The organism is Demequina salsinemoris (genome assembly GCF_000974805.1).
GTDB classification, from domain to species: domain Bacteria; phylum Actinomycetota; class Actinomycetes; order Actinomycetales; family Demequinaceae; genus Demequina; species Demequina salsinemoris.
Window position 1 is genome coordinate 561,877 of record NZ_BBQZ01000002.1, and the last position, 26,631, is coordinate 588,507.

Here is a 26,631-nt window from a genome sequence, read left to right on the forward strand (position 1 = left end):
GCGCGGCTAGGGTGAGGGCATGCCGCAGCCCGAGCCCCCCATGATCCGCGTCGTCGGCGTCGTCATGAGGGACGATGCGGGACGCATCCTCACGGTGCGCAAGCGCGGCACCTCGCGCTTCATGCTCGTGGGCGGCAAGCCCGAGCCGGGAGAGACGCCCGAGGCCGCCGCGGTGCGCGAGGCCGCCGAGGAGATCCGCGCGGCCCTCGACCCCGATGCTCTCAGCCTGCTGGGACACTTCCGCGCGCCCGCCGCGAACGAGCCCGATCACGTCATCGAGTCCACGGTCTTCACGCATCCCCTGGTCGCTCACGACGAGCCGGCGGCGGAGATCGAGGAGCTGCGCTGGCTCGATCCCGCGAGTCCCCTGCCGGGCGACCTCGCTCCCCTGCTCGTCGGCTACGTTCTCCCCGCGCTCGCGGCGGAATAGGGGCACACTGGCGAGAGAGCCACGATGCTGAGGCTCGCCCTGAGGAGGCACGCCATGCGCTATCTGATCTCGGTCATCGACACGGCGACCGCATCGGCCACGCCCCAGGAGATGGCGGCGATCGAGCTCTTCAACGAGCGGCTCCAGGATGAGGGCTGGTGGGTGCTCGCCGCCGGGCTCGCGTCGCCGTCGCACTCCCGCGTGATCGACGCGCGAGGCGCGTCCCCCGCCCTCACCGAGGGCCCGCTCACCCAGGAGCCCGAGTACCAGTCGGGCCTGTGGATCGTCTCGGTCCCGGACGATGCGACCGCGGTCGCCTTGGCGACGGACGCCTCGCGCGCGTGTCACCGCCGGGTCGAGCTGCGCGAGTTCCTCGGCGGCTGACCGAGTCAGCGCGTGCCGCTTTCGCTCCTGCCCTGCGTCGTCCCAGGCTGAGGCGTAGTTTCGAACTGTGCGCCGAGACACGGCGCCTCCCCTGCGGGAGCCCATGAGAGGTGCCACCGCAATGTCCGTACGCGACGACCACCGCACCGATGCGACATCGGAGAACGAGCCCCTGGGATTCACCAACGACTACGACGACTTCGCCGCGCCGTGGTTCACGCTGCCGGAGGGCAGCATGCCCCCGGACATGGCGTATCAGATCGTGCACGACGAGGCGATGCTCGACGGCAACGCGCGCCTGAACCTCGCGACGTTCGTCGGGACGTGGATGGACGAGCAGGCGAACCGGCTCTATGCCGAGACGTTCGACAAGAACATGATCGACAAGGACGAGTATCCGAAGACCGCGGAGATCGAGACGCGCTGCTGGCGCATCCTCGCGGACCTGTGGAACGCGCCGGATCCCGCGGCGACGATCGGCACCTCGACGGTGGGCTCGTCGGAGGCGGCCATGCTCGCGGGCCTCGCGCTCATGCGCCGCTGGCGGCTGCGCAGGCGTGCCGCGGGGCAGCCCACCGACCGACCGAACCTGGTGATGAGCGCCGCGGTGCAGGTGTGCTGGGAGAAGTTCTGCAACTACTGGGACATCGAGACGCGCCTCGTGCCGGTCTCCGAGGAGCACCCCGCATTCGACGGCGACGACCTCGAGTCGTACGTCGATGAGAACACGATCGGCGTCGTCGCGATCATGGGTGTCACCTACACCGGGGTGTACGAGCCCGTGCAGCGCATCTCGGACGCGCTGGACCGCATCCAGGAGGCGACGGGGCTCGATATCCCGATCCACGTCGACGGCGCGTCCGGCGCGATGGTCGCTCCGTTCGTCCAGCCCGAGATCGTGTGGGACTTCCGGCTGGACCGGGTGGTCTCCATCAACACGTCGGGCCACAAGTACGGACTCGTGTACCCGGGGCTCGGGTGGGTGGTGTGGCGCACGGAGGAGCACCTCCCCGAGGACATGATCTTCAGGGTGAACTACCTGGGCGGCGACATGCCGACGCTCGCGCTCAACTTCTCGCGGCCCGGGGCCCAGGTGCTGCTCCAGTACTACCTGTTCCTGCGCCTGGGCCGGGCCGGCTACGCGGAGGTCCATGGACACACGCGCGAGGTCGCGCTGTACGCCTCCTCCGAGATCGCGAGCATGGGGCCCTTCGAGCTGGTGGCCGACGGCAGCGACATCCCCGTGATCGCGTGGCGGCTCAAGGAGGACCCGGACCGCAACTGGAACCTCTACCACCTCTCGGATCGGCTCCGGGGCCGCGGCTGGCAGGTGCCCGCCTATCCCCTGCCCGAGGGACTCGAGCACATCACGGTGCAGCGCATCGTCCTGCGCCGGGGCAGGCGCGCGCTCGCGCGCGACTTCCTCGAGGACTTCCGCCAGTGCGTCGCCTATCTCGAGGGGCTCGACGGCCCGATCCCGGTCGAGCGCGAGGGGTCGGCCTTCCACCACTGAGCCGAGCTCAGGCCACCACGCGCTCCGCCGTGGCGGCCGGACGCACCAGCAGGGCGGCACCCAGGAAGCACAGGGCGCCGAGGAAGGTGCCGAGGTTCGCCCAGAACAGGCTCACGAAGGTGTCCGTCGTCGGCACGACGTAGGCGCCGACCGCGGACGCGCCGAAGGCGACCGAGCCCACCATGTTCAGCCACGCGGCCTCCGGGGTGCGTGCCTGAAGGTGCCACAGCTCGTGGCGCCGGCGAGCCGCCGCCAGCGCCAGGGAGCCGGAGACGAGGAAGGCGACCGAGCCCCAGGCGTCCGAGCGCCATCCGATGCCGAGCGCATCCGGGTGACGGATGGCCGCGAGCAGCGCGGCGAGCGTGCTGACGTTGAAGAGCACGGTGCCGAGGGACTGGACGGCCGCCGCCCACCAGTCGTAGAGGTCACCTGCCGTCGCGCCCGGCCGAGGCGGACGCCTGCCGCTCAGCAGCAGCTGGATCCCTCCCGCCATGGTGAAGAGCAGCGAGCCGACGAAGAATGTGGTGGCGGTCCCGACGGCCCCGATCGACTCGGCGTACCACGGCAGCGCCCCGACGGCGAAGCACAGGGAGCCGAGCGCGAAGCCCCATGCCTCTGCCCTCAGCCTGACGTATCTGCGCGGGGAGACCCGTTCGCGACCGCCCATGCTCTGAGCGTACGCATCGGAGGACCGCCGGGCAGGCTGAGCCGGCATCAGTCCTCCCAGTAGTCCTCCATGAGCTCGCTCGCCCACGCGGGCTGCCGTACCTCGCCGCGCGGCCCGAAGCCCTCGATGTAGGGCTTGAGGTCGAGCACGGGCGTGCCGTCGATCGCGTCGAGTCCCGCGACCTTCACCGTGAGCCCGTCGACCGAGAGCACGCGGACGATCGTCGCGCCGATGGGGTTCGGGCGGCTCTTGCTGCGCTGCGCGAACACCCCGAGCAGCGGCCAGTCCGCGCGTCCACGCGGTCGGCGCGCTCCCGTCTCCGCCTGCTCGGGCGAGGCCTGGTGGAAGTGGAAGATCACCTCGATGTGGCTGAACTCCTCGAGGCCCGCGAGCGAGTCGGCCGTCACCACCCCGGGGTCCAGGTGGATGGTCGCCGTCTCCCTGTCCCAGTGGTCGTGCTCGAGTCCCGAGCGCGTGCATGACACGTGGCCGATCGGGGTGAAGGTGACGCTCATGCCCCGATGATCCCGCCACGGCGTCGCCGGCGCCAGAGGAGGAGGTCACCCCTGCCAGTAGTCCTCCATGAGCTCGCTCGCCCACGCCGGCTGCCTCACGTCGCCCCGCGGCCCGAACTCGACCATGTACGGCTTGACGTCGAGCACCGGGGTGCCATCGATCGCGTCGAGGCCGCTCAGCTTCAGCGTCAGCCCCTCCACGCCGACCACCCGAGCGATCGTCGCGCCGATGCGGTTCGGGCGGTTCTTGCCTCGCTGCGCGAGGATGCCGACCCGCGGCCAGTCGGGATTGCTGCGAGGACGTCTCGCCTCGCGTTCGATCTTCTCGGGACGCACCCGGTCGAGGTGGAAGATGACCTCGACGTGGCTGAAGTCCTCGAGGCCGACGAGGGCTTCGGGGCCCACCTGCTCGGGGTCGAAGGTGATGGCAGACGACTCGGCGTCCCAGCCGTCGTCCCCCGGCGCGGTGCGGGTGGACGTAACGCGCCCGATCGGCACGATCTCGATGCTCATGCCACCGATCCTGCCACCGCAGCCCCTGCATGGGGCGCGGCCTCCGCGCGAGGTCTGACCCGATTCCCCGCGAACTCTCAGATACGAGGACCAGGATGGACTCAGGTCCCCACGACCGCGCGGGAGCGTTCCACATGATCAGATCCAGGATCGGCATGGTCTGGTGGGCACTGCTCGCCCTCGCGCTCGTGCTGCTCGTCACCGGCTGCTCCGGCGACAGCGGCGAGTCTGCGACCACCGCGGCGACCACCACTGCGACCTCCGACGACGCGTCGGCCCGCCCCACGACGACCTCGGCCGACGGCGCGCAGTTCACGTCGGGCAGCTACACGACCACGATCGGCAACACGGAGGTCACGTACCAGGCCGCCTATCTGATCGACGGGATCGACGTGGAGCTCGACGGCGGCGACTACGTGTCGACCTCGGACGACGAGGTCGTCTTCCTCGTGGTCAACGGGGGCAGCCTCACGCTCACGAACGCGACCGTCGACAAGTCCGGCGACGCGTCGACGAGCGACTCGACCCGCACGTCCGATGTCTCGGACGACTACAACTTCTACGGTCTCAACTCGGCCATCGTCGTCGTCGGCGACGGCAGCTCCGCGACCATCGACGGCACGACCATCACGACCTCATCGGAGGGCTCCAACGCGATCGTCGCCACCGATAGCGGCACCGCGGACGTCACGAACGTCGACATCAGCACCACGGGGAGCTCGGCACGTGGCCTCCACGCCACCTACGGCGGCAGCATCACCGGCGCGGACCTCACGATCGCGACGCAGGGGGACCACTGCGCCGACGTCGCGACGGACCGTGGAGGCGGCACCGTGACCGTGACGGGCACCAACACGTTCACGACGGAGGGCGACGGCAGCCCGCTCGTGTACTCCACCGGCGACATCTCGGTCTCCGGCGTGACGGGCACCGCGTCGGCCTCGGAGATCGTCGTGGTTGAGGGCAAGAACTCGGCTTCGATCACGGACTCCGACGTGAGCGCGAGCGGCGACCACGCCGCGATGATCTACCAGTCGATGTCGGGAGACGCCGCGGACAGCGACGCCGCGACATCCGTCGGCGCGGTCACGTTCACCGACTCGGCGATCGCTTTCGACGGCAGCGGCGCGGTGCTCTACTTCACCAACACCACCGCCGACCTGACGATCGAGAACACCACGATCGAGCACGCGGTCTCGCTGCTGGCGTCTGCCGCGGAGGATGACTGGGGCACCTCCGGGTCGAACGGCGCGACCGTCACGCTCACCGTGTCGGGAGGCTCCTACACCGGGAGCATCGAGGCCGGGGACTCCTCGTCCATCGCGGTCACGCTCCTGGACGATGCGGTGGTCGACGGCACCACGGTGGGCGACGTCACGGTCTCGGAGGGGTGATCTGGGGCCGGGCTCCGAGGTCGACCACCCAGGCGTTGAGCGTCATGACGACTCCGCGATAGTCGTCAACGATCGTGCCTCGGTGAGCGAGGCCCGCCTTGCGGCACACCGCGTTCGAGGCGACGTTGTCCACGTTCGGGCAGGCCATGAGGATCCCGCTGAGACCGCGATGACGGGCCTCCTCGATCATGAGCCCGAGCGCCGCGGTCGCCACGCCCATGCGCTGGAACTCCGGGAGCACCGCCCACCCGGTCTCGAAGCACTCCGCGCCCTTCCACTGCGACTGCCACCACCCGATCGAGCCGAGTGCCGCATCGTCCTGGAGCCTGCGGACGGTGAACATGCGGGGCTGGTCCGTGTCCCAGCCCCGCACGTACTGCTCGTGGCGCCTGCGGACCCTGGCAGCGGTCTCGGGCCCCGCGAGGTGGACCGTCATCGCGTGCGTGTTCACCGCCTCGAGCACGGGCAGGTCCGCGTCGGTCCACAGACGCAGCCGCACGTTCACCAGGCCTGCTTCTCCTCGTCGGTGAACAGCCCGGCCCACCCGTCGAACTCGCCGTTGTAGCGCCGCGCAACGTCCTCGCACAGGTCGATCGTCTCGCGCAGGAAGTCGGGCACGAGCGGCTGCTTCCATCCGCGGACGAACACCATCCACTCGGGGATGTCGTGACTGGGCTCGACGAGCTCGCACATGATCCGGCGGGTGCGCAGCTCATCCATGACCGCCTCGACCTTCACGCCCGAGGTGAACGAGATGAAGAACTCCGACTCGCGTGGCGCGGAGATGTCCGCCCCCCGGGACTCGAACGCGGCGAGCTGCTCCGCGTCGTCGCTCCAGAGGTCGTACGGTGCGACGCGCTTGCGGCCGCCGAACACCTTGGTGAGGAAGCTCATGCGGCCACCGTAGTGCCCCGGACGTGTCCCGCGACGGGACCGGGGGCCTTGACGCGCGGGACGAGCGCCGCACAGGGCCCCTCCGAGGTGGAGAGGCCCTGGATTCCGGCGCCTGCACGACGCCGGGTGGTCACGCGGCCGCTGCTGGGTGCTCGATCGCGTCCTTGACCCGGGCGAGGCGGCTGTGGACCATCCGCTCCGGGCTCCTGCCCTCGAGCCGGTCCATCATCCGCTCGAAGAGCGGCTGGTCGTGGACCTGGACCTTGAGGGTCATCTGGGTGCCGTCGCCCTCACGCTCGAACACGTGGATCAGGCTGTACGGCGCGGTCACGTGCCCGGCGCCGTGGCGCCGCAGCACGTGCATGGTCGGCCGCATCGCGATCTCGATGCGGCGGTCGGGAACCACGTCGACATACTCGAGGTCGTCGTCCTCCTCGATCGGCCCCGCCACCCTCTGGAGGCTGAAGGTCGTCCCGAGTCCCTCCTCCTTGAGCTCGGACTCGACCACATGCTTGGGGTCGCCGTCGAAGAGCCGCCTGGGATCCAGGCAGTACGCGTAGACCGCATGCGGCGACGCGTCGATATAGATCGACTCGTCGACCCTGGTGATCACGTCAGTCATCATTCTCACCTCCTCTCGCGCTGACGAGGTGGTGCTACCACGCTTCCACGGTAGGCCGGGTGGCGGGCGTCGGCAATCGGTGGATCCGCTCCGTGTCAGGCGACGACGACGGTGGCCTCGACGACGAGGGCCGTCGCGCTGAAGGGGGTCTTGTCGGGCGCGTCCCACTTGGTCGAGCCGCCGGCGCCGACCCAGTCGTTGAGGTTAGCGCCCAGGGTCCCGAGGACGACGGCGGTCACGCGATGCTCGCCCGGCTCCGAGGCGTCGAGATCGCCCAGCTCCCAGGCGACGGGGAACGACGAGGCGCCGCCCCCGTGCAGGACGGCCTCCGCTGTCGCCGGGAGGGCTTCGAGCACCTCTGCATCCGAGGCCCCCACGGGAACCGCGACACGCCCCAGGTCGGCCGTGGCCGGCTCCTTCGCGTCCGCGGCGCGCAGCGCATCGTGCTGCGCCCGGGTGAGGCCGAGCACTCCCCCGTGCTTGGTCGACGCGCGCAGGCTGAAGCGCTCGCTCTCGAGCGCGGTCCACGGCGTCTCGGCGTCCAGATCCGTCGAGACCATGGGCCGGTAGCCGACGCTCGGGATGACGTCGACGTAGAGGTACCAGCGATCCTGATCGTGAGCCTTGAACATGGTCGGACCCTCGACGCCGTGGCCGGCCGCGTACGCGTCGCCGATGTGCGCCTGCACCTGGCGCCACTCGGCCTCCGGCTCCCACCAGCGCTCGGCGTCGGTGACCTCCATGAAGAGGCCGCGCGCGGTCGCACCGTTGTCCTTCGTGACGCGATAGGTACGGCCGCCGTGCTGGATCATCGTCGTGTCGATCGTGTCGTCGCCCTGGTCCAGGAGGACGCCGCCGAAGGCCCAGGTCGCCTGGGTGAAGTCCGTCGTCGTGCCCCACAGGATGACCTGATGGTCGCCGACGGTCGAGGTCCAGTAGACGACGAACGCGCTCTCGCCCGGAGCGTGGAGGTCGGGCACGAACGTCGTCTCCGCCGCCCACATCATGCCCATCTCGGGGGCGCCCTCAGCGGGGCCGCCGGACACGTCGAGCGCGACGTCGATCTGCCGCAGCGGCGACCACGTGATGAGGTCGCGGGACTCCCACACGTTCATGCGCGTCGAGTAGCCGCGCGACCACCCGCCCCAACCCGCATCGTCCCCGCCGAAGACTCGGAGGTCCGTGGCGAGGATGAAGTACGTGCCGGTCTGCGGGTTGTACGTGAGGTGCGGGTCGCGCACGCCCGTCGTGGACAGGTGCGATGCCAGGATCGGCTCCCCGCCGTTGAGCGGCACCCAGCGCTCGGGGTCGTCGCCCTCGGACAGGTCCAGGTAGATCTTCTCGGCGTAGCCCTCGGCATCCTCGAGGAAGTGGACCATGAGGTAGCCGTAGGGCTCCTCGGTGGGCGGGGTCCCGCTCACGACACGACCACGGTCACGGTCACGTCGCGCAGCTCGGGCAGCAGCTCCTCCTCGGTCTCCATGTCCAGCACGGGCATGCCGTCCGAGGCGAAGTGGACGCGGCGCACGAACATGTCGCGGCCGGTCAGCCCCTTGTGGTCGGTGCGGGCGTGGAAGACGTACAGCAGATTGCCGTCCTCGTCCTCGGACCACATGCCGTGGCCCGTGCCGAGCTGCATCTCGCCGTTGTACGGGCCCGACTTCTGGATCGGGTAGCCGAGGCGGCTCCAGGACGCCGGGTCGGTGAGATCGATCCCCTCGCCCGCCGGGGCCGTCGCGAGGCCCGTCGTGTAGGAGTCGCCTACCGTCGAGCCGGAGTACAGCAGGAACAGCTTGCCGTCCCGGGTCAGCACGTTGGGTCCCTCGGCGATCTCGTTGTCCCACGAGTACACGGGCGCGATGATGCGCACCGGGTCGGACGTGAGGCGCGTGGGATCCTTCGGGTCCATCGTCGCGATGAACACCGAACCGAGCATCTGCCAGGCGTAGTAGTGCGTGCCCGAGTCCTCGAAGTAGGTCATGTCGAGCGAGATGCCCTGGATCTTGTTCAGCTCCGAGCCGTCGGCGCAGACCACGTGCTGGGTGGCGGTCCAGTTCGAGGGGACGGTCGGGTCCAGGTGGTTGCCGGCGTCGTCCTTCTTCAGCTGGACGATGCTGGCGCGGCCCGACCACATGTCCGTCGGGTCGCCGTAGGAGGGCATGAAGAGGATCGACAGGGTGCCGTCGATCAGGTGGATCTCGGGCGCCCAGAAGCAGCCCGTCATCGGTTTGCCGTACGCGTCGAGCGAGCCGTGGACCAGCAGATCCACCTCGGTGACGCGACCGGCCTCGAGAGCCTCGTCCGAGAGGTCCTCGATGCGCTCGGCCATGCGGATCGGCATGCCGACGGGCTCGCCCGAGTTGCTCACCGGGTCCATGTGGAGGTCCTTGGTGGCGATCATGAGGAACCGCGGCTCGCCGGCCACGTCGAGCTTGTACACCGACGGATCGGCGCGCTCGTCGGCGAAGGGCGTCGGGTACACGGGCTGCTTCACCCGGCCTGTCACCACGTGCTCCCCTGGCGCGGTCGTGTCGATCGCGGCGACCGCTGCCGCATCCCACTCGATCGCGAGCGATCCCGTGGAGCCGTCCGAGTAGTCGAGGCCCAGGCGCGCGGGCAGATCGGCCACCGAGACCGGGGCGCCGGCTGCGACCGCGACCGCGGGCAGGGGCGCGGCGCCGACGTTGCGGATCGGCCCGAAGCGGACCTCGAGCGCGCGGGCGACCTCGGCCGGGACCGGGATCGCGTGCCCCGGCACGCCCGCCGTGGCCCAGTCGAGAGCCGAGCCTGGCGCGACCGCTCCCACGCTCGACGAGTCCCCCAGGTCGGCGACGGCCGCGTGGAAGGCGGCACCCGCATCGTCCGTCCAGGAGATCACGTACGCGCCGCGCGCGGAGTCGTAGACCGCCGTGGGCGCATGCACGCCGCCCGTGACGCCGAGGTCCAGCAGGCCGACCTCCTCGTAGGCGAGAAGATCCGGCGAGGTCGCGACGAGGACGCTCGAGCGCTCGGTGCCGTCGTCGCCACCGCCGCGCGCGACGCGCGTCGAGACGAGTCCGAAGCCGCCTCCTGCGAGGTGGAACAGGAAGGGGTCCTTGAGCGAGCGAATGATCTCCGGCGTCGTGCCAGCGGGGCCGGGGACCTCGGAGGTGAGCGCGAAGAACACGCCGTAGTCGTCGTTCAGCGGCGCGAACCCGCCCTTGCCCTCGAGGGCGAGGTGGGCGCTGAAGGCGACGTCCTCGTTGTTCGCCTCGGCCGCGGTGGTCGGGGTGCGGTGGTAGGCCGCGACGCGGCGGGACGATGCGGGAAGCACCGTGACCTCGAACGCACGGGTCGGCCCGTCGTCCTCACCTTCAGGGACGATGCGGGCGGAGACGGTCGCGGTCACGGCGGCCTCGGAGTCGGACACGATCGCGCCGTCTCTCACCGAGGCGCCTGTCACCGCGAGCCCCTCCACGCGCGCGCCGTCGGGCGCGAGCGGCAGGAGGTCTCCCGTGGCGAGCACCGGAGGAACGATCCACCGGTGGGCGAGGTCCTGCGGTGCGGCGGCGTTCGGGTCAGCCATGATCTGCTCTCCTTCGAGTCGTCAGTGTCGAGTCTGCGAGGCCCGCGCGAGGCTCGCGAGTCGGGCCGGTTCCTCGGAGAATTTACAACGTTTACCGCCCCGCTACCAAGACGGCGTACGGCGTGCCAGGCTGGGAGTCATGGAAAGCATCCGGCCGCACGTGCTCGTCGACATGTCCCTGCACCCCCAGGCGCTCGCCGCACTCGCGGCCCGCGCCGACGCGACGCGCATGCCGCCACCCGGGGGCGGCCGCGCCGAGGCGCTCGCAGGCGCCCACGGCATCCTCGCGTACGGCCCGCCCCCCGTCGCCGAGCTCGAGCTCGCGCCCCAGCTCCGCGCCTTCGCCGTGCACCTGGCACCGGAGCCCGCGAAGACGTTCGCCTCGGACCGCGGCATCACCGTGTTCGAGTCCTCGCGCCTGTGGCGGACCGTCGCGGAGCACACCCTCGCCCTCATGCTCGCGACGCTGCGCAGCGTTCCCGCCGCGGACGCCGCGATCAGGGCCGGAAGGTGGCCGCACGAGGACCTCAAGGTGCCGTTCTCCGGGCGGGATGTCGCCGACTCGACCGTCGGAGTGATGGGGGCTGGACGCATCGGCGCTCACCTGCTGCGGATGCTAGGGGCGCTCGAGGCTCGCACGCTGTTCACCGACACCGTGGCGATGCCCGAAGTCGAGCGCTCGACCGGCGCCCGGCAGGTCTCGTTCGACGAGCTGCTCGAGGCCTCGGACGTCCTGGTGGTGCTGCTGCCCCTCGACGACAGCACGCGAGGGACGCTCGGGGCGGCGGAGCTCGCGCGCCTGCGCCCCGGCGCGGTCCTCATCAACACCGCGCGCGGGCCGATCGTCGACGAGGACGCGATGCTCGACGCCCTGCGCGCCGGGCGCCTCGCCGCCGCGGGACTCGACGTGCACGGCGACGAGCCCCTCACCGCCGATCACCCGCTGCTCGCCCTCGACAACGTCGTCATCACGCCCCACCTCGGCGGATCCACCCTCGAATGCGACATGGAGCTCGTCGAGCACCTGCTGCACGCGCTCGACGCGAGCTGAGCGGCCCCGGCGGGGAACCGCCCTCAGGCGGCTCCCGGCCCCGGGATCACCGCGCCTCAGTTCGCGACCGGCGAGAAGGTGTCGTACAGCTCGATCAGGGAGCGCACCCGCTCGACCGCGTCGTCGGTGAGCCCGGCGTCGCCGGTCACCTCATGCAGCGCGTCGACGGCGAGGTTGCCGTACTTGTGACCTGCGTCCTCGGGCACCGCGGTGGACAGGATCAGGTCGATCACGCCCTGGAACGCGGTCACGGCGGGGATCCACACCATGTCCTCGCTCACGTCCGCCGAGCGCTGGCCATCCTCGAGCCACTCCGGCTTGCTCCAGATCACGCTCGGCCCGATCCACACGATCGGGTCCGTCCCGTGCTGCAGATACGCGACGCGCGTGTCCTCCCAGGCCCCCGGGAGCTCCGCCAGGCCGCCCCACTTGTCGGCCCACCTGATGTGGAGCCCGTCGTCGAGCACCGGCAGCGTGACCGAGCTGCCCTCGTCGCGCGAGGCCTGGACCTCGCTCCAGATGGGCGTGAACGAGGGTGTGCCCGCGAGCACCGCGCCCTCGGTCGAGTCCATGAGGTCATCGATCGAGTCGTACGCGGACTGGATGCCGAAGCTGCCGAGGCTCAGCCCGTAGACGACGAGCTGCGGCCGGTCGTCCTCGGGCAGGGTGCTCCACCACGCGGTGACCGCATCGACGAGCGCCGTCGTGCCATCCTGCGACTTGTCGGGCGTGAAGATCGCCGACACCGGGCTGCCTGTGGCGCCGTACTGCATGGCCACGACCGCCGTGTTGCCGGCGTGAAGATACTCGAAGCCGTCGAGCGCTGCGGGGTCGATCCAGCCCGAGCCCGTCGTTCCCGCGATCAGCAGGACGTCCCTGTCGGCGGCGCCGGTGCGCTCGAGCTCCTGGACGGCGAGCTGCGCGTGCGCCTCGTAGTCGCCGGGCGCATCGATGCCCACGTACACGCGGATCGGCTCCTCGGCGTCCACGCCGGTGACGAGCGAGATCTCCTCGGCGGTGGGACCGCCCGACACGACCTTGGCGCCCGCATACCCGACCTCCGACCAGTCGACGAGGCTCTCGGAGCTGCCGGATCGCAACGCGCTCGTCGGCTGCGGGTACTCGGGGTCGTACTGGCGGTTCTTGTACACCGACGCGGCGGTGAGGAGCAGCGACACGAGCGAGAAGCCGATGGAGAACACCACGAGCATCGCCACGATCGTGGCGGCGCCGCTGCCGACGCGGAACAGCCGCGGGCGGGACTCGCGCCCGGGCATGCGGGGCTCGATCAGCCGCCACAGGCGCCGGTAGCCGCCAGCGACGCCGCGACCGATCGCGAACGCGAGCCACGATCCGATGGTGAAGCCGATCCCGGCCCACATCCAGTGGAACCCGTCGGTGTCGGGCATGCCGACAGCCTCACGCACCGAGTTCTGCCAGCCGACCGCGAAGGGCATCAGCGCCGCCGCCCCGGCGACACCGATCAGCGCGACGATCCACACCTTCGCCTCGGCGGCCTGAGGAAGTCGCCCCTTCGACAGGCGAGCCACGCCGCGCCAGATCAGCACCCCGATGCCGTAGCCGACCGCGAAGCTCAGGCCCGACACGAGGCCCTGACCCCACGCGGGCCGCGGCAGCAGCGACGGCGTCAGCGACAACGCCACGTTGAGCAGACCGAACACCGCTCCGGCCACATCCAGCGTCGACCCGACCTTCACCACGCGAACCATGCGGTCCCCCTTCTCCGCTCCCACAGTAGCGGCGCTGCCGCCGCCGCGAAATGGCTGGCAGCACGGAGTGTCGCCATGTCCTCCCGTCTTGACGGGACCACCGACCGGTGTTCCACTGAAACGGAGGATCCTGACGCATCGTCCGAGGGGGAGGTCCTCCGCATGTCCACTTCCATGGCCCACGGCGCGGGCGGGATGGTCCGCTTCGACGCACACCAGCTCGCGGCGCTCAGGCTCCGCTTCCGCGGCGCCCTCTACGCGCCCGGCGACCCCGGCTACGACGAGCTGCGCGCGATCGAGAATCGCGCGATCGACCGTCACCCGGGGCTCATCATCCGCTGCTCGGGTGAGGCCGACGTCATCGACGGGGTGAACCTCGCGCGCGAGCACGGCCTGCTGCTCGCGGTGAGGTCCGGCGGGCACAGCATCGCGGGCCATTGCACCGTCGACGGTGGCCTCGTGCTCGACCTGCGGTCCATGGACGGAGTCTGGGTGAACCCCGCCGACCGCACCGTCCACATCGAGGGCGGCGCCACGTGGGGCCAGGTCGACCGGGAGACCCAGGTGTTCGGCCTCGCGGTCCCCGGCGGGATCGTCTCGACGACGGGCGTCGGAGGCCTCACCCTGGGTGGCGGCATCGGCTGGCTGCACCGCAAGTGGGGGCTCGCCTGCGACAACCTCCTGTCCGCGACAGTCGTGCTCGCCGACGGCAGGCTCGTCACCGCCTCCGCGGACGAGCACACGGACCTGTTCTGGGCGATCCGCGGCGGCGGAGGGAACTTCGGCATCGTCGTCGACTTCACGTTCAGGGCGCACCCGGTCGGACCGAAGGTCGCGCTCGCCGCGGTGTTCCACCCGCTCGAGGCCGGACCTGACCTGCTGCGCGAGTGGCGCGACCTCGCCCTGGCCTCGCCCGACGAGGTCACCACGCGGGCGCTGTACTGGTCGATGCCGCGCGGCGATCAGCTGCCTCCGCCCGTCCAGGGAAGGGACGTCGTCATCATCGGCGCGATGTACGCGGGGGATGCCGACGACGGCAGGGAGGCCATCGACCGCTTCCGTTCGCTCGGGGAGCCGTTGTTCGACATGTCCGACTACATCCCGGACTTCCGGGCCTTCCAATCGGGCTTCGACTCGATCGGTGAGGAGCTGCATCGCTACTGGAGGTCGATGTATCTGGACGACCTCGATGACGAGGCCCTCGACTTCCTTCATGAGCGGGCGATGAACCGACCCGACCCGTACACGGCCGTCCACCTGTCGATCATGGGCGGAGCGACCTCGCGCGTTCCCGCGGCCAGCACCGCCTTCGGCGACCGCAGCGCTCCCTTCATGGTCAGCTTCGACGCGGAGACCGAGGATCCCGCACGGTACCCCGCGATCCGTGACTGGGCGCGCACCACGAGCGTGGACGCTCGCCGGCTCAGCGGCGCGCGCGGCGCGTACCTGAACTTCTCGGGCGATCCCGCCGCGGGCGATGACGCGCTCGAGCAGCAGTTCGGCGCCAATCTCGCGCGCCTGCGCGCGACCAAGCGCGCGTACGACCCCTCCAACCTCTTCTGCGTCAACAACAACATCGCTCCCGAGTAGGCCTTCCCCCACGGCGCGGCCATGATCCCCTGGCGGGCCATCGCAGGTCGGACTACCGTCGGATCATGGCCAGGCGAGCGCGCGGCGCACCCGAGATCGTGGCGAAGGACGGCTTCGCCATCGCCTTCAAGCCGCGCGGCGAGGTGACGACCTACGTCGACGGCGGCGCGGCTGCGGCGATCCTGCTCGGCGCCCTCGCGATCGTGGTGGCGGGGGTGGCCGTCACCGTCGTGAGCGTCGTGGCGTTGCGCTCGCGTCCTCGACCCCCGCAGGGGTGGCCGCCCCAGGGCGCGGGCCCTCGCCCTGCGCCGCCGGGACCGGCGCCTGAGGAGCCCGACGGCGCCTGGTGACCTTGGCCGCCGTCGCGCGGCCCACGACGGGAGGAGGACCTCATGGACGATGTGACCGAGGCGGGGCATGTCGCCCGCTGGAACGGCGAGCACTTCGTCGTCTCCGCTCCGAACGGCCTCGAGCTGGGATCGCTCGAGCTCACCGACGACGGGTGGCAGTGGGTCGAGTTCACGACCGAGTACGACCTGGGCGTCGACATCGCCGACCACTCGTTCGACTCCCCCGGCGCCGCGCTTCACGGGATGCTCGAGTGGGGCGGCTGGCTGGTCTGAGGAGGTGGGGCTCGAGTCAGCCCTCGTCCCCGGCTCCGGTCCAGTCACCCTGATCGCTCCACACCGCCTGCGCTCCCGCGTCTCCGACGATGAACACCTCCACGGTCGACACCACCGCGGTCGCCGCGAGAAGCGCTCCGAGCACGATCGTGATGACCTTCGCGCGCGTGCTCGGCCCGGCGTCCGCGTTGCCGCCGAAGCGCCTCCACGCCCAGTAGCCCCACGCCAGCAGGAAGAACGCGATGATCCAGGGCACGAGCATGTCCGCACCCTCGGTGTGCCGCTCGAGAGCGGCGGACTCATCGACCCTCTCCTCGAGCCACTCCCCCGCCTCCTTCGCGAGCGCCGTGCTCGCGGCGGCCGCGCTCACGAGGATCGGCATGCCGATGCCGAGCCACCGGCGCGCCGCCGGCCACAGCACGACGGCGAGGGCCGCGACAGCGGCGAGCGGCACGAGGACGACCACCGCGTGGACCAGCAAGGGGTGGGCGGGAATTCCATTGAAGGTCCAGCTCATTCTGGAGTGCTCCTCTGCTGCTCGGGACCGGCACTGGTGCCGTCATCCGGCATTGAACCAGGGATGATTCTGAGAAACCTCGAAGAATCCGATTCTTAGAGCCTCCTCACAGAACTCACGGCCCCGCCCGCTTCCACGACACGCCCGCATCGGCGCCGCGCACGCCCTAGAGTGAGCGCACATCTCCCACGAGAACGAGGCGGTCATGAACAGCACGCTCACGGCCCTCCCCGGCGTCCGCGTCGGGCACGCGACCGATGTCGAGGCGCTCACGGGATGCACCGCGGTGCTCTTCGACAAGCCGCTTCCCGCCGGATTCATGGCGTACGGGGGAGGCGCCGGCGGCTACAACACCGAAGGGCTCAAAGGGGGCAGGACCGACTACGGCCTCAACGCGATGTTCATCGCCGGGGGCAGCAGCACAGGGCTGATGGCGGGAGCCTCGATCATGGAGTGCATGCGCGAGGACGGCGTCGGCTTCCGCTCCGGCCCCGGTGGCTCAGTCGTGAACCCTTCGGTCTCCGGTGCCGCGATCTACGACCTCGGCATGAGCATCGCGCCGTTCGATCCTGCGCTCGGGCGCGAGGCGTATCGCGCCGCGACGACCGACCCCGTCACGAGCGGCAACGTGGGAGCGGGCACGGGCGCGTCGGTCGGGAAGTTCCTGTGGCTTGAGGGCGGTGCCACCATGGGCGCGATGAAGGGCGGAGTCGGATCTGCGCGTGTGGACCTGGGTGGCGGCATCATCGTCACCGCGATGTCCGTCGTGAACGCCGTCGGCAACATCGTCCTGCCCACGGGCGAGATCCTCGCAGGGAACCGCGCCGAGGGCGGCGGATTCTCGCGCTACGACCAGGTCACCGACATCGTGACCCGCAGCCTGCAGAACACGACCATCACGATCGTGGGCATCAACGTGGACCTTGGCGGCCGGGAGCACTACGAGAAGCTCGCACACCTCGCCACGCATGGTCAGGTACGCGCGATCAGCCCGGTCCACACGTCAGCGGACGGCGACTCGCTGTTCGTGTTCAGCACGTGCGACCTGCGCAGCCCGCTCAACGCGAACGGGCAGTACTTCAAGGAGGGCTCCACCGACATCCACCTGCAGGTGGACCTGCTCGGCCACGCCGCCGCAAGAGCGGTGCAGGAGAGCGTCTACGACGCGTGCCGGGCCGCCGAGAGCGTCGCGTTCGCGGACGCCTATGAGGGGATCGTCCCGGCCGTCAGCCAGCAGCCTTCGTGACGAGCGCCGCGAGCATCGCCTCGTCGTCGGCCGTCATCTCGGGATGCACGGCGAACGCCGTCGCCCACACAGCACCGTCGTCCAACGAGGCCGCGGTGTCGAACTCGAACGTCGAGTAGCGCACCTTGAACTTGGACTTCGGCTTGAAGAAGCACACGACCTTGCCGTCGCGCGCCCACGCGGGGAACCCGTAGTAGGTCTTCGGGTCGAGCTGCGGGGCGGCCGCCACGACCATGTCCCGCATGCGCTCCGCCAGCGCCCGCTCGTCGTCGGGCAGCTTCGCGATCGCCTCCACCTGGGCCTCGGCGTCGGCCGCCTTGCCCTGCGCGGCCTTCAGCTCCTTGGCACGCGCCTTCATGGCGCGCTTCTCCTCGGCACTGAAGGTTCCTGAGGTCGTCGAGTCCGTCATGATGCCATTGTAGGAATGGACCCCTGATCCCGCGCACGGCGCGAGTAGTGTGACGAACGTGAGAACGGCGCTGCACTGCCCCGCCTGTGAGGGCCTGCTGTGGATCGAGAGCCTGGAATGCCCATGGTGCGGGCAGGCGGTGATGCTGGACCTCGCGAGCGATCGCGCGCATCGGCTGGACGTAAGTCCCCTGACGCCCTGCAGCAATCGTGCGTGGGACTGCAACTGGACCGCCTCGGAGGGAGCTCCGGGTGGCGAGTGCTACTTCTGCCGCATGACGCGGCGTCGTCCCGATGCCGACGACACGGCCGCCATGCGCGAGCTCGCCGTCACCGAGGTATCGAAACGACGCCTCCTGATAGGCCTCGCCGATCTCGGCCTTCCCGTCACGCCGTATTGGCATGCTGACGGAGGCCTAGCGTTTGACCTGCTGTCCTCGAGCGAGGGCTCACCCGTGGTCATCGGGCACGCGAACGGCGTCATCACGATCGACCTCGCCGAGAGTCTCGCCGTCTACCGCGAGCGTCTCAAGATCGAGCTCGGCGAGTCCTATAGGACGATGCTCGGCCACTTCCGTCACGAGGTCGGCCACTACTACCAGGCGCGGCTCTTGGAACGGCCCGGCGGTCCCATGCTCGACGAATGCCGGGCGCTGTTCGGAGACGAACGGGCCTCCTACTCCGACGCGATCGAGCGGCACTACCGTGACGGTGCTCCCACCGACTGGCATGACGGGTTCATCTCCTCGTACGCGACCATGCACCCGTGGGAGGACTTCGCGGAGACCTTCGCGCACTATCAGCACATCCTCCTCACGCTCAACATGACGGCGAACGGAGGGCTGCAGATGCTACGGGAGGCGCAGCCGGCGCTTCCCACCGACGTGAAGCCCCGTACCGACTACTCGCGCGCTGACATGTCCGAGGCGTTGGGCGACTGGCGCTGGGTCTCCCATCTGCTCAACCGGGCCAGCCACGCGATGGGCAAAGGCGATCTCTACCCCTTCCACATCCCCGCGCCCGTGGTCGACAAGCTCGACTTCGTGCACCGCGTCGTGGTGGCCGCCCGCGTCGAGGAGCCGTTCCTGGGGTTGGCTCCCAGGCCGACGGCGCCCTCGGCCTCCTTCAGCTAGGGCCTCGCCCTGCGTGAGGTTCACGCGGCCCACCGATGCGCCGGCACCACGCCGTCGGCGGCGGCTACTGAGAACTGCGCGGGCGGCGCTGAGGACGAGGAGGCACTTCCTTCGCAGCGACGATCGTGGTCACAGGGATTCGCTCGACTCCACGCACGCCGTCGACCACCACCGTCTCGTCGTCAACGCTCAGCAGCTCGCCGAGAGCGTCCGTCGCCTGCCCTGTGGGGATCAGGTACCGCACCACCACTCGCGCGCCCGGTGCGGGCAGACGGATGAGGCCCAGTGGATCGCTCTGCTCCGGCATGACCTCATCCTCCCATCACTGCACGGACGTACCGTCGAGGACTCCCCTGCCCACCCGAGGCTAGGCTTTCCTCATGATCTTCGACTCGCTGCGGCGCTGGCCCGATGTCGAGGCGCCCGGACTGGTCGCCGTGGACGCGGCAGATCGATTGATCCTGGACGAGTCGGCAGGCCTGCGCGCCTCTGCCCAGCCAGGAGACATCGTGGTGATCAACGATGCCTACGGCGCGCTCACCCTCGGGGCCGCAGATGACGGTGCGAGTGCGATACGAACCCACCTCGATGCGATCACCGGGGAGCGCGCGCTCGAGGCGAACGCGTCTCGCTTGGGGTTGACCGACCACTTTCGCCCCCTTCCTCTCGACGCTGAACTGGTGGGCGGGGCCCGCATCGTCCTGCTCCGGTTGCCGCGCTCCCTCGACGCGCTGCGCGACATCGCCGGCCTGATCGCCGCGCACGCCGACCCCGGCGTGGTAGTCGTCGCAGGCGGAAGGCTCAAGCACATGTCGGTGTCGATGAACGCGGTGCTGAGCGAGAGCTTCGGACAGTTGGACATCAGCCACGCCCGTCAGAAGTCGCGTGTCCTCATCGCCCGCGCGCCTCGGGATGGCCGCGATCCCGCCCCGGCCGCCGCGCAGGTCGCGGGTCTCGAGGTGCGTGCGTACGGCGGAGCCTTCGCGGGCGCGCGACTCGACATTGGCACCCGCCTCCTGCTTGAGAACCTCCCCGACGCTCCGTCCGGCGGAACACCAGACGATCCATTCATCGATCTGGCCTGCGGCACGGGGATCGTCGGCGCGTGGATGGCCACGCACTATCCCGGCTCGCATATCCACTCATGCGATCAGTCGGCCATCGCCGTCGCGTCCGCGCAAGCGACGATGCTCGCCAACGGCATCGCGGACCGCGTCACCGTGGTGCGCGACGACATGCTGGGCACCAGGACTTCCGCGAGTGCCTCCTTCATCGCACTGAACCCGCCGTTCCACTCGGCTGCGGCAGTGACCGACCTCATCGCGCCCCGGATGTTCGCGGATGTGGCGCGGGTCCTGCGCCCAGGCGGTCAACTGTGGTGCGTGTGGAACTCCGGGCTCAGGTATCGGCCGCTGCTCGAACGCACGATCGGCCCCACCCGGCAGATCGCTCGCAATGCCAAGTTCACCGTCACCCAGTCGAGGCGTCGCTGAGGACTATCCGACCGATGCCGGCCGCCAACGCCAGGCCGCATGCTTCACTCCGCCGCGCAACTGCCCTTGATGACGGCCACGAGCCGCCGCCCACCTCACGGGACTTGACCGGGCAGTGCGTGTTCCTACTCGTGTTCGGGCAGCCGCGGCGCCGACCAACCAGGATCACGACCGATGAGCGCCGCGCGCGTGACGGCGGCGGAGCCGAACCGATCGCGGACCGCGTCAAGGGCGGTGTCGAGCGCCGTATCGATGCGCGCCCCATCGTTCCAGTCGATCGGAAGCTCCGGCTGAACCGTGCCGGCGCTGGTCAGCTGCGCGAGCGAGACGCCGATGAGGGTGACGCCGCGGTCGGCGATGTCGGCACCCGCCGCCGCGAGCAAACTCTGGGCTGCGCCGAGCACCACCTCGGTGCGGTCGGTCGGCGCGGCGAGCGTCCGCGATCTGGTCGCCTTCTCGAAATCGCCGTAGCGAAGCCTCAGGACCACAGTGGTGCACGCGGATCCGCGATCGCGCAGGCGCTTCGCGAGGCCGTCGACGATCTGAGTGAGGATCAGCCCGAGCTCACCACTCGTATGCGGCCGATTGCCAAGTGCCCGCTGCGAGCCGATGGATCCGTGGCGCTTGGTCGTGTCGACTGGCCGCGGGTCACGGAGCCGGGCCAGCGCATGCAGATGCGCACCGGTCGCCCTGCCGAGCCATCGCTCGGCGGTCGCGGCGTCGAGCTCCGCCAACTGCCCGACGGTGTAGACGCCGTTGCTGTGCAACTTCTCCGCGGTCACCGCGCCGACGCCCCAGAGCCGCTCGACTGGGAGTGGATGAAGGAATGCCTCCTCGCGGTCGGGCCCCACCACGAGGAGGCCGTCAGGCTTGCTGACCGCGCTCGCAACCTTCGCGAGGAACTTGGTTCTCGCGACGCCCACCGAGATCGGAAGCCCCACGTCGGCCCGCACGCGCTCCCTTAGGCGCACGGCGATCTGCTCAGGAGTCCCGGCAAGGCGGCGCAGTCCCCCGACCTCGAGGAACGCCTCGTCGATCGAGACTCCCTCCACGTACGGCGTGGTGTCGTGGAAGATCGCGAACACTGCACGGCTCGCGTCGGAATAGGCCTCCATGCGGGGCGGGACGAGGATGGCCCCGGGACAGAGCGCGCGCGCCCGCTGCACCCCCATCGCGGTGCGAACGCCCCGAGCCTTCGCTTCGTAGCTCGCGGCCACCACAACGCCGCCGCCCACGATCACAGGCCTTCCCCGAAGTGCGGAATCGTCCCGCTGCTCGACCGAGGCGTAGAACGCGTCGAGGTCGGCGTGGATCACGGTCGCTTCGCCCCGCATGTCACACCTCCTGCCGCCCCACGTTCCTCCAGGAATGGTCCCACCGGCGCCCGACATCGCACGGGTCGGGCGCGCTGACTGGCTACATCTGACCCGGCCTGCACCTCGGGCGGGTCCGGCAAGTTGAATCGCCCAGGTGCTGCGAGCCTCCCCCCGCTCTGCCGCCAGTCGCGCTACAGCGACGTAGCATCCCGCCTGCCGCACACGACAGGTTCGCGGGGACGGCGCGCGCACCTGTCCTTCTGAAGGGTGTTCGCGCGGATGAGCCTCAGGCTCATCACTGACATAGCGCCCGGGCGCGGGCCAAGCGGGCCGCCTGACAAGCCCAACAGACAAGCAGAAAGGCCGGCCTCGAATTCTCGAAACCGGCCTACTACCAGGGATTTCTCCCGAGTCGGGCTGACAGGATTTGAACCTGCGACCCCCTGACCCCCAGTCAGGTGCGCTACCAAGCTGCGCCACAGCCCGTGACAGCCTGATAATCGTACCGGATTCCTGAGGGCCGGAAGTACACGCCACGGACATCGCGCTCAGGATTCCGAATCCGCGATGACGACGCGGTCCCTCCCCTGCTCCTTGGCCTGGTAGAGCGCGGCATCGGCACGGGCGATGAGCGCTGGCAGAGGGATGCTCGGGTCCGCGACGGCAACGCCGAAGCTCACCGTCGGTGCCGCGATGGCGCTGTCGTCGTAGCTCCGAGCGAACGCCGCGACCAGCCTCTCGCACACCTGCCGCGCCTCCGCGAGGTCCGTCTCGGCGAGCAGCAGCTCGAACTCTTCCCCGCCGATGCGCCCGGCCAGGTCGTCGTCGCGCAGCAGGCCTCGGCACGCTTCGCCGAAGGCGCGCAGCGCACGGTCGCCCTCCGCATGGCCATAGGTGTCGTTCAGCTGCTTGAAATGATCGAAGTCCGCGGCCACGAGCACGAGCCGGCGGCCGCCGCCGCTGGCGTGGAGAAGCGCCTCCTCGGCGAGGTCCATGAAGGCGCCGCGCGCGAGCAGACCCGTCAGGTCGTCTCGCATCGCGCGGTCGCGCCACCGCAGCGACGAGTCGAGATGACTCAGCTCGGTGACCGAATAGGTCACCACGACGAAGAAGAGCATCACCGTGACGATCGTCGCCTCGGGCCCGGTCCAGTGCGTGTACAGCACGTGCTCCGGCCCGAGCGTCACGTAGACCACGGCGCGCACCGCGTAGAACACAACGATGATGCTCGTCGACGCGACCATCGCCTCGATCGCGACGCGAGCCGCGTGCAAGGTGCCGGGCCCCCTGCGCAGGCTCCGATGGCGCAGTAGTCCCCGTAAAGACCACGCCGCGAGCCCCAGATAACCGCCCGTGCCGAGGATGACCGCAAGCGTGCCCGGCATGCCCGCCACGTCACCGTGGGCCTCGACGAGCGCGATCGCGGCGACGATGAGCGGTGCGGGCACCAGCCACCACGCCGCCACGCGACGCCCGCTGAGCGACCGCGCCGCTCCCCAGACGCACGCGGCAGCGCCTACCGTGAGCGCGTCGCCCACGGCGATGGCGAGATCTCCCCACGAGTCGATCGCCAGGTGGGTGATCGAGCCGATGCCGGCCGATGCCGCGGAGGCGCTCCACCAGCCCGCGTAGGGCGCGCGGGTGGGCAGGTACGTGCCGAAGAACGCCAGCGCGAAGACGCACGCGGTGATGACCGGTTGGATCGCGCGGAGCGTCTCGACGTCCAGCATGTGTTCAGCCTAGAGCGCGGGCCGCGGCACGAACTCGAACCGGTCCCGCCCGGCGTGCTTGGCCTTGTACAGGGCGTCGTCCGCGCGGAGCATCGCCGCCTCGAGGCTCTCGCCACGGGTCACCACGGTCGCGCCGTAGCTCACGGTCGCCTTGCCGAGCCTCACTGGCGCTTCCGCGCCGTAGCGCTCCGAGATGCGCGCTGCCACGACGCGCGCGTCCTCCAGATTCCCGCTGTCCAGCAGGATCGCGAACTCCTCGCCGCCGATGCGGCCCGCGATCCCGATGCCCTCGACCGCCTGTCGGCACACGGAGCCGAACGCCAGCAGCGCGCGGTCTCCCGCGGCGTGCCCGAGCGCGTCGTTGAGCGTCTTGAAGTGGTCGAGGTCGGCCTCCACCAGCACCTTCGGGCCCTGGGGCCAGGCACGTCGCTGCTCGGCGCGAGCAAGGAACTCGCCGCGCGACAGCAGGCCGGTCAGGTAGTCGTATGAGGCCCTGAAGCGCAGCTCGCGCGTCAGCTCGTAGTGGCTCAGCTCGCTCATCCCGTACGTCGCGATCAGGAGGACGACCACGAGGACCACCGAAGTCATGAACGTCCCGAACCACTCCTCGAGACGAGCATCGTCCGTGCCGAGCACCACGAACCCCACGAGGCGCGCCCCGTACCAGGCCCCGAACAGCACCGACGAGGCGTAGAGCGCGAGCAGCGCGGTCCTCGAGCTGTCGTGCGGGTCGGCAGGATCGGAGCGCGGCCGCTCGCGCAGCAGCATCCTGACCTCGTGCGCGGCGAGCACGAGGCATGCCAGCATGGCGGCGATCAGCACTCCCGCGCCCGCCCACTCGTCCTCTGCTGGATGCCCGAGGACGGTCGCGCAGAGCACGACGGCGATCAGGCCTGCGAGGGCGGCCCAGGCGGGCCGCCTGCCGCGGATCGCCCGAACCGCGAACCAGACGAACGCGGTGCTGCCGACCGCGAGCATGTTGGCGAGCGGGTTCAGGACCACCTGCAACGTTGAGCCGTTGAACGAGTAGGCCGCCGTGCTGATGCCCGTGCTCACGAGCGCGAGGCACCACCACAGCGCGTAGCGCGCGCGTGTGGCCCGGTAGGTGCCGACGTAGAACAGCACGAGGGCGACCAGCGCGACGAGCGCCAGCACGATGCGGGCGGTCAACGGGTCGACCATGTCTCACAGCGTACCGACACGCCGTGCCGACCGGGAGGAGCGACCTGGCCCGTTTCCAGCGGCGATAGCGGACAATCGACGTATCCGACCCTCGCAAGGAGCCGCCATGCCCTCATCGCTGTCCTCGTCCTTCACGTTGAGCCTGCCCGCGTGGCTGCAGCGCGAGCTCGCCGCTCTCCCTCACGAGCTCGACGGTGCCGAAGCGCAGATGGCGCTCGTCAACCGCCTCGCCGACCGCAACTGGCGCGAGGGCAACGGCGGCCCGTTCGCCGCGATCGTCGTCGACCACACCACTGGCGAGCTCGTCTCCGCCGGCGTCAACGTCGTCCTCGCATCGGGCAAGTCCAGCGCGCACGCGGAGGTCATGGCGCTCGGCCTCGCTCAGGAGAGGCTCGGCACATGGGACCTCGGCGCGCAGCGCGACCTCGCGTTGGTCGTCAACTGGCGTCCCTGCGTCCAGTGCTACGGCGCGACGATGTGGTCGGGAGTGAGGCACCTGGTCGTCGCGGGCGACGGCCCCGAGCTCGAGCGGCTCACGGGCTTCGACGAGGGCCCGATGGTGGCGGACTGGGCAGCCCAGTTCGAGGCCCGCGGGATCTCCGTCACCCAGGACGTGGGCAGGGACGATGCGCTGGCCGTGTACCGCGCCTACGGCGCGTCGGCGTCGACGGTCTACAACGCGCGGGGCGCGGGCCGCATCGACAAGGAGTGAGGCCTCACGCCTCCGCGTCGACGGGCCGCACGTCGATCTTCACGAGGAGCAGCGCGATGAAGCCCACGAGAACGACGGACATGATTCCCGCGACGCCCCAGATCGTCGCACCCGTGGCGGCGATCGCGATGGTCCACATCATCGGCGCCATCCAGGAGGCGGCGCGACCGGTGGTTGCGTAGAGGCCGAACATCTCGCCCTCCTTGTCCGGGGGCGCCACACGGGCCAGGAGCGAACGGGACGCGGACTGCGTCGGCCCGACGAACAGGCACAGGACCAGACCCGCGATCCAGAAGATCGTCTTGCCGTGACTGTGGAGCGCGACCACCGCGGCACCCGCGACGATCATGCCGCCGAGCGACCACAGGATGAGGGTGCGCGGGCCGATCCAGTCGTCGATCGCGCCCGAGATCATGGTCGCGATGCCCGCGACGAGGTTCGCGGCGATCCCGAAGATCATCACCTCGGTCGCGTCGAACTTGAAGGCCACGGACGCGATCACGGCGCCGTACGCGAACACGCCGGCGAGACCGTCGCGGTAGATCGCGCTCGCGATGAGGAACCACACGGTCGAGCGGTCCGACCGCCACAGGCGGACGACGTCACGCCACAGCCGCCCGTAGCTCGCGAAGAAGCTGACGGGCTCTCGTCCCGTGGCCTCGGGCTCCGGCACGAACGTGAACACCGGCCATGCGAACGCGACGGTCCACACGGCGCACCCCACCGCGATGAGCCGGTAGGCCATGCCGTTGGACGTGTCGAGGCCCCACCAGTCCGAGCTGTCGGCCACGACGACCAGCACCAGCGCGACGATGCCGCCGATGTAGCCCATGCCCCAGCCGAGACCCGAGACCTTGCCCACGTTCCTCGGCGTCGTGACCTGCGTGATGAGGGCGTTGTACTGGGCCGCGGCCAGCTCGTTCGCGACGAGGCCCACCGCGATGAGGCCGACTCCGAGCACGAAGTACGAGGGCGCCGCCTGCACGAAGTAGAGGGCGGCCGTGACGATCGTGAGGATCCCCGTCGAGATCGCGAGCCATCGCTTGCGCTTGCCCGCGGTGTCCGCCTGCTGACCGAGCACCGGAGCCACGAGCGCGACGAGGATGCCCGCGACCGTGCCGGCGAGCCCTACCCCGCTCGCCAGATGGGCGAGCGCGAGGTCGTACTGCGGGTCGTCCTCTCCCAGCGCCGCGATCGCCGGGTCGATGAACGCCTCGGAGGTGAGGTACAGCGCGGTGAAGACGAACGTCACGATGACCGAGTTGAACGGTTGGGTGGCCCAGTCCCACAGCGCCCAGGCGACGACCCGACCCTTGCCGGGGCCTCCCTGCTGCGCTGGCGGCTCGTCCCCGTCGTGATCCATGGTCACAGCGTAGACGGGCGTTCCCTCGTGAGTCATGGGC

Annotated in this window: 28 protein-coding genes and 1 tRNA gene; 12 read left to right on the top strand and 17 right to left on the bottom strand. The window is 70.1% G+C overall.

The window, feature by feature from the left end; all coding sequences use genetic code 11:
- Positions 1-19 precede the first annotated feature (19 nt).
- The 3 genes from AOP78_RS06145 to gad all read left to right on the top strand — a co-directional run bounded on the left by AOP78_RS06145 (position 20) and on the right by gad (position 2,327).
- The gene (locus tag AOP78_RS06145) at positions 20-430 is read left to right on the top strand and encodes an NUDIX hydrolase (RefSeq protein WP_062202327.1); all 411 of its coding nucleotides are present in this window, start codon (positions 20-22) and stop codon (positions 428-430) included.
- Positions 431-484: 54 nt separating this feature from the next.
- Positions 485-814: a YciI family protein gene (locus tag AOP78_RS06150; protein WP_062202328.1), complete on the top strand. Its 330-nt coding sequence runs from the start codon at positions 485-487 to the stop codon at positions 812-814.
- Positions 815-935: 121 nt separating this feature from the next.
- Entirely contained in the window at positions 936-2,327 is a 1,392-nt protein-coding gene (gad, locus tag AOP78_RS06155) for a glutamate decarboxylase (RefSeq protein WP_062202329.1), read from the top strand.
- A 7-nt stretch (positions 2,328-2,334) separates the two neighbouring features.
- Here gad and AOP78_RS06160 read toward each other — a convergent pair whose 3' ends face one another.
- From AOP78_RS06160 to AOP78_RS06170, 3 genes are read right to left on the bottom strand one after another with little or no spacing between them, the layout of a single operon-like run.
- Positions 2,335-2,994, bottom strand: a complete 660-nt coding sequence (locus tag AOP78_RS06160) for a hypothetical protein (RefSeq protein ID WP_062202604.1) — start codon at positions 2,992-2,994, stop codon at positions 2,335-2,337.
- Between the two features lie 47 nt (positions 2,995-3,041).
- Complete coding sequence (tsaA, locus tag AOP78_RS06165; protein ID WP_062202330.1) at positions 3,042-3,509, bottom strand: tRNA (N6-threonylcarbamoyladenosine(37)-N6)-methyltransferase TrmO; 468 nt, start codon at positions 3,507-3,509, stop codon at positions 3,042-3,044.
- Between the two features lie 45 nt (positions 3,510-3,554).
- Positions 3,555-4,022 (bottom strand): SAM-dependent methyltransferase, encoded by a 468-nt coding sequence (locus AOP78_RS06170; RefSeq protein WP_062202331.1) that lies wholly within the window; start codon positions 4,020-4,022, stop codon positions 3,555-3,557.
- Between the two features lie 95 nt (positions 4,023-4,117).
- Here AOP78_RS06170 and AOP78_RS06175 point away from each other — a divergent pair, with 95 nt between their 5' ends.
- Entirely contained in the window at positions 4,118-5,416 is a 1,299-nt protein-coding gene (locus AOP78_RS06175) for an autotransporter outer membrane beta-barrel domain-containing protein (RefSeq protein WP_174442377.1), read from the top strand.
- Here the strand turns inward: AOP78_RS06175 and AOP78_RS06180 are convergent.
- From AOP78_RS06180 to AOP78_RS06200, 5 genes are all read right to left on the bottom strand, one after another.
- Positions 5,397-5,921 carry a GNAT family N-acetyltransferase gene (locus tag AOP78_RS06180; RefSeq protein ID WP_062202332.1) on the bottom strand — a complete coding sequence of 175 codons (525 nt, stop codon included), beginning with the start codon at positions 5,919-5,921 and terminating at the stop codon, positions 5,397-5,399. The genes AOP78_RS06175 and AOP78_RS06180 overlap by 20 nt on opposite strands.
- Positions 5,918-6,310, bottom strand: a complete 393-nt coding sequence (locus tag AOP78_RS06185; protein ID WP_062202333.1) for a ribonuclease E inhibitor RraB — start codon at positions 6,308-6,310, stop codon at positions 5,918-5,920. The genes AOP78_RS06180 and AOP78_RS06185 overlap by 4 nt, the downstream gene beginning before the upstream one ends.
- A 130-nt stretch (positions 6,311-6,440) precedes the next feature.
- Positions 6,441-6,935 (bottom strand): SRPBCC family protein, encoded by a 495-nt coding sequence (locus AOP78_RS06190; RefSeq protein ID WP_062202334.1) that lies wholly within the window; start codon positions 6,933-6,935, stop codon positions 6,441-6,443.
- A gap of 92 nt (positions 6,936-7,027) precedes the next feature.
- Positions 7,028-8,353: a glycoside hydrolase family 43 protein gene (locus AOP78_RS06195; RefSeq protein ID WP_201774755.1), complete on the bottom strand. Its 1,326-nt coding sequence runs from the start codon at positions 8,351-8,353 to the stop codon at positions 7,028-7,030.
- The gene (locus tag AOP78_RS06200) at positions 8,350-10,497 is read right to left on the bottom strand and encodes a family 43 glycosylhydrolase (protein WP_083979866.1); all 2,148 of its coding nucleotides are present in this window, start codon (positions 10,495-10,497) and stop codon (positions 8,350-8,352) included. Before AOP78_RS06200 ends, AOP78_RS06195 begins: the two co-directional genes overlap by 4 nt.
- A gap of 139 nt (positions 10,498-10,636) precedes the next feature.
- Here AOP78_RS06200 and AOP78_RS06205 point away from each other — a divergent pair, with 139 nt between their 5' ends.
- Positions 10,637-11,548, top strand: coding sequence for a D-isomer specific 2-hydroxyacid dehydrogenase family protein (locus tag AOP78_RS06205; protein WP_160297601.1), 912 nt, complete (start codon positions 10,637-10,639; stop codon positions 11,546-11,548).
- Positions 11,549-11,604: 56 nt separating this feature from the next.
- On the opposite strand, the gene AOP78_RS06210 is transcribed toward AOP78_RS06205, so the two are convergent.
- Positions 11,605-13,278 carry an alpha/beta-hydrolase family protein gene (locus AOP78_RS06210; RefSeq protein WP_062202336.1) on the bottom strand — a complete coding sequence of 558 codons (1,674 nt, stop codon included), beginning with the start codon at positions 13,276-13,278 and terminating at the stop codon, positions 11,605-11,607.
- Between the two features lie 162 nt (positions 13,279-13,440).
- Here AOP78_RS06210 and AOP78_RS06215 point away from each other — a divergent pair, with 162 nt between their 5' ends.
- The 3 genes from AOP78_RS06215 (at position 13,441) to AOP78_RS06225 (ending at position 15,491) form a co-directional block, all read left to right on the top strand.
- Positions 13,441-14,868, top strand: a complete 1,428-nt coding sequence (locus tag AOP78_RS06215; protein ID WP_062202337.1) for an FAD-binding oxidoreductase — start codon at positions 13,441-13,443, stop codon at positions 14,866-14,868.
- A 65-nt stretch (positions 14,869-14,933) separates the two neighbouring features.
- Positions 14,934-15,218, top strand: coding sequence for a hypothetical protein (locus AOP78_RS06220; protein ID WP_062202338.1), 285 nt, complete (start codon positions 14,934-14,936; stop codon positions 15,216-15,218).
- A 42-nt stretch (positions 15,219-15,260) separates the two neighbouring features.
- Positions 15,261-15,491: a hypothetical protein gene (locus AOP78_RS06225; RefSeq protein ID WP_062202339.1), complete on the top strand. Its 231-nt coding sequence runs from the start codon at positions 15,261-15,263 to the stop codon at positions 15,489-15,491.
- A gap of 16 nt (positions 15,492-15,507) precedes the next feature.
- Here AOP78_RS06225 and AOP78_RS06230 read toward each other — a convergent pair whose 3' ends face one another.
- A complete protein-coding gene (locus AOP78_RS06230; protein ID WP_152659429.1) occupies positions 15,508-16,008 on the bottom strand; it encodes a DUF2231 domain-containing protein in 501 nt (166 codons plus the stop codon).
- Between the two features lie 205 nt (positions 16,009-16,213).
- Between AOP78_RS06230 and AOP78_RS06235 the strand changes: the two genes are divergently transcribed.
- Positions 16,214-17,254, top strand: coding sequence for a P1 family peptidase (locus AOP78_RS06235; RefSeq protein WP_062202341.1), 1,041 nt, complete (start codon positions 16,214-16,216; stop codon positions 17,252-17,254).
- On the opposite strand, the gene AOP78_RS06240 is transcribed toward AOP78_RS06235, so the two are convergent.
- Positions 17,235-17,663: a DUF1801 domain-containing protein gene (locus AOP78_RS06240; RefSeq protein WP_062202342.1), complete on the bottom strand. Its 429-nt coding sequence runs from the start codon at positions 17,661-17,663 to the stop codon at positions 17,235-17,237. The genes AOP78_RS06235 and AOP78_RS06240 overlap by 20 nt on opposite strands.
- A 313-nt stretch (positions 17,664-17,976) precedes the next feature.
- On the opposite strand from AOP78_RS06240, the gene AOP78_RS06245 reads away from it, so the two are divergent.
- Positions 17,977-18,795 carry a putative zinc-binding metallopeptidase gene (locus tag AOP78_RS06245; protein WP_236685319.1) on the top strand — a complete coding sequence of 273 codons (819 nt, stop codon included), beginning with the start codon at positions 17,977-17,979 and terminating at the stop codon, positions 18,793-18,795.
- A 64-nt stretch (positions 18,796-18,859) separates the two neighbouring features.
- Here the strand turns inward: AOP78_RS06245 and AOP78_RS06250 are convergent, their stop codons facing one another.
- A complete protein-coding gene (locus tag AOP78_RS06250) occupies positions 18,860-19,102 on the bottom strand; it encodes a putative acetyltransferase (protein ID WP_062202343.1) in 243 nt (80 codons plus the stop codon).
- Positions 19,103-19,175: 73 nt separating this feature from the next.
- On the opposite strand from AOP78_RS06250, the gene AOP78_RS06255 reads away from it, so the two are divergent.
- The gene (locus tag AOP78_RS06255; protein ID WP_062202344.1) at positions 19,176-20,288 is read left to right on the top strand and encodes a class I SAM-dependent methyltransferase; all 1,113 of its coding nucleotides are present in this window, start codon (positions 19,176-19,178) and stop codon (positions 20,286-20,288) included.
- Between the two features lie 125 nt (positions 20,289-20,413).
- On the opposite strand, the gene dinB is transcribed toward AOP78_RS06255, so the two are convergent.
- From dinB to AOP78_RS06275, 4 genes are all read right to left on the bottom strand, one after another.
- A complete protein-coding gene (dinB, locus tag AOP78_RS06260; RefSeq protein WP_062202345.1) occupies positions 20,414-21,622 on the bottom strand; it encodes a DNA polymerase IV in 1,209 nt (402 codons plus the stop codon).
- A gap of 394 nt (positions 21,623-22,016) precedes the next feature.
- A tRNA-Pro gene (locus AOP78_RS06265) sits at positions 22,017-22,090 on the bottom strand.
- Positions 22,091-22,152: 62 nt separating this feature from the next.
- A complete protein-coding gene (locus AOP78_RS06270; protein WP_062202346.1) occupies positions 22,153-23,334 on the bottom strand; it encodes a GGDEF domain-containing protein in 1,182 nt (393 codons plus the stop codon).
- A 9-nt stretch (positions 23,335-23,343) separates the two neighbouring features.
- On the bottom strand, positions 23,344-24,516 hold the full coding sequence (locus tag AOP78_RS06275) for a GGDEF domain-containing protein (protein ID WP_062202347.1): 1,173 nt from the start codon (positions 24,514-24,516) through the stop codon (positions 23,344-23,346).
- Between the two features lie 106 nt (positions 24,517-24,622).
- Between AOP78_RS06275 and AOP78_RS06280 the strand changes: the two genes are divergently transcribed.
- Positions 24,623-25,228: a nucleoside deaminase gene (locus AOP78_RS06280; protein WP_062202348.1), complete on the top strand. Its 606-nt coding sequence runs from the start codon at positions 24,623-24,625 to the stop codon at positions 25,226-25,228.
- A gap of 4 nt (positions 25,229-25,232) precedes the next feature.
- Here AOP78_RS06280 and AOP78_RS06285 read toward each other — a convergent pair whose 3' ends face one another.
- Positions 25,233-26,627 (bottom strand): MFS transporter, encoded by a 1,395-nt coding sequence (locus AOP78_RS06285; protein ID WP_083979869.1) that lies wholly within the window; start codon positions 26,625-26,627, stop codon positions 25,233-25,235.
- Positions 26,628-26,631: the final 4 nt, after the last annotated feature.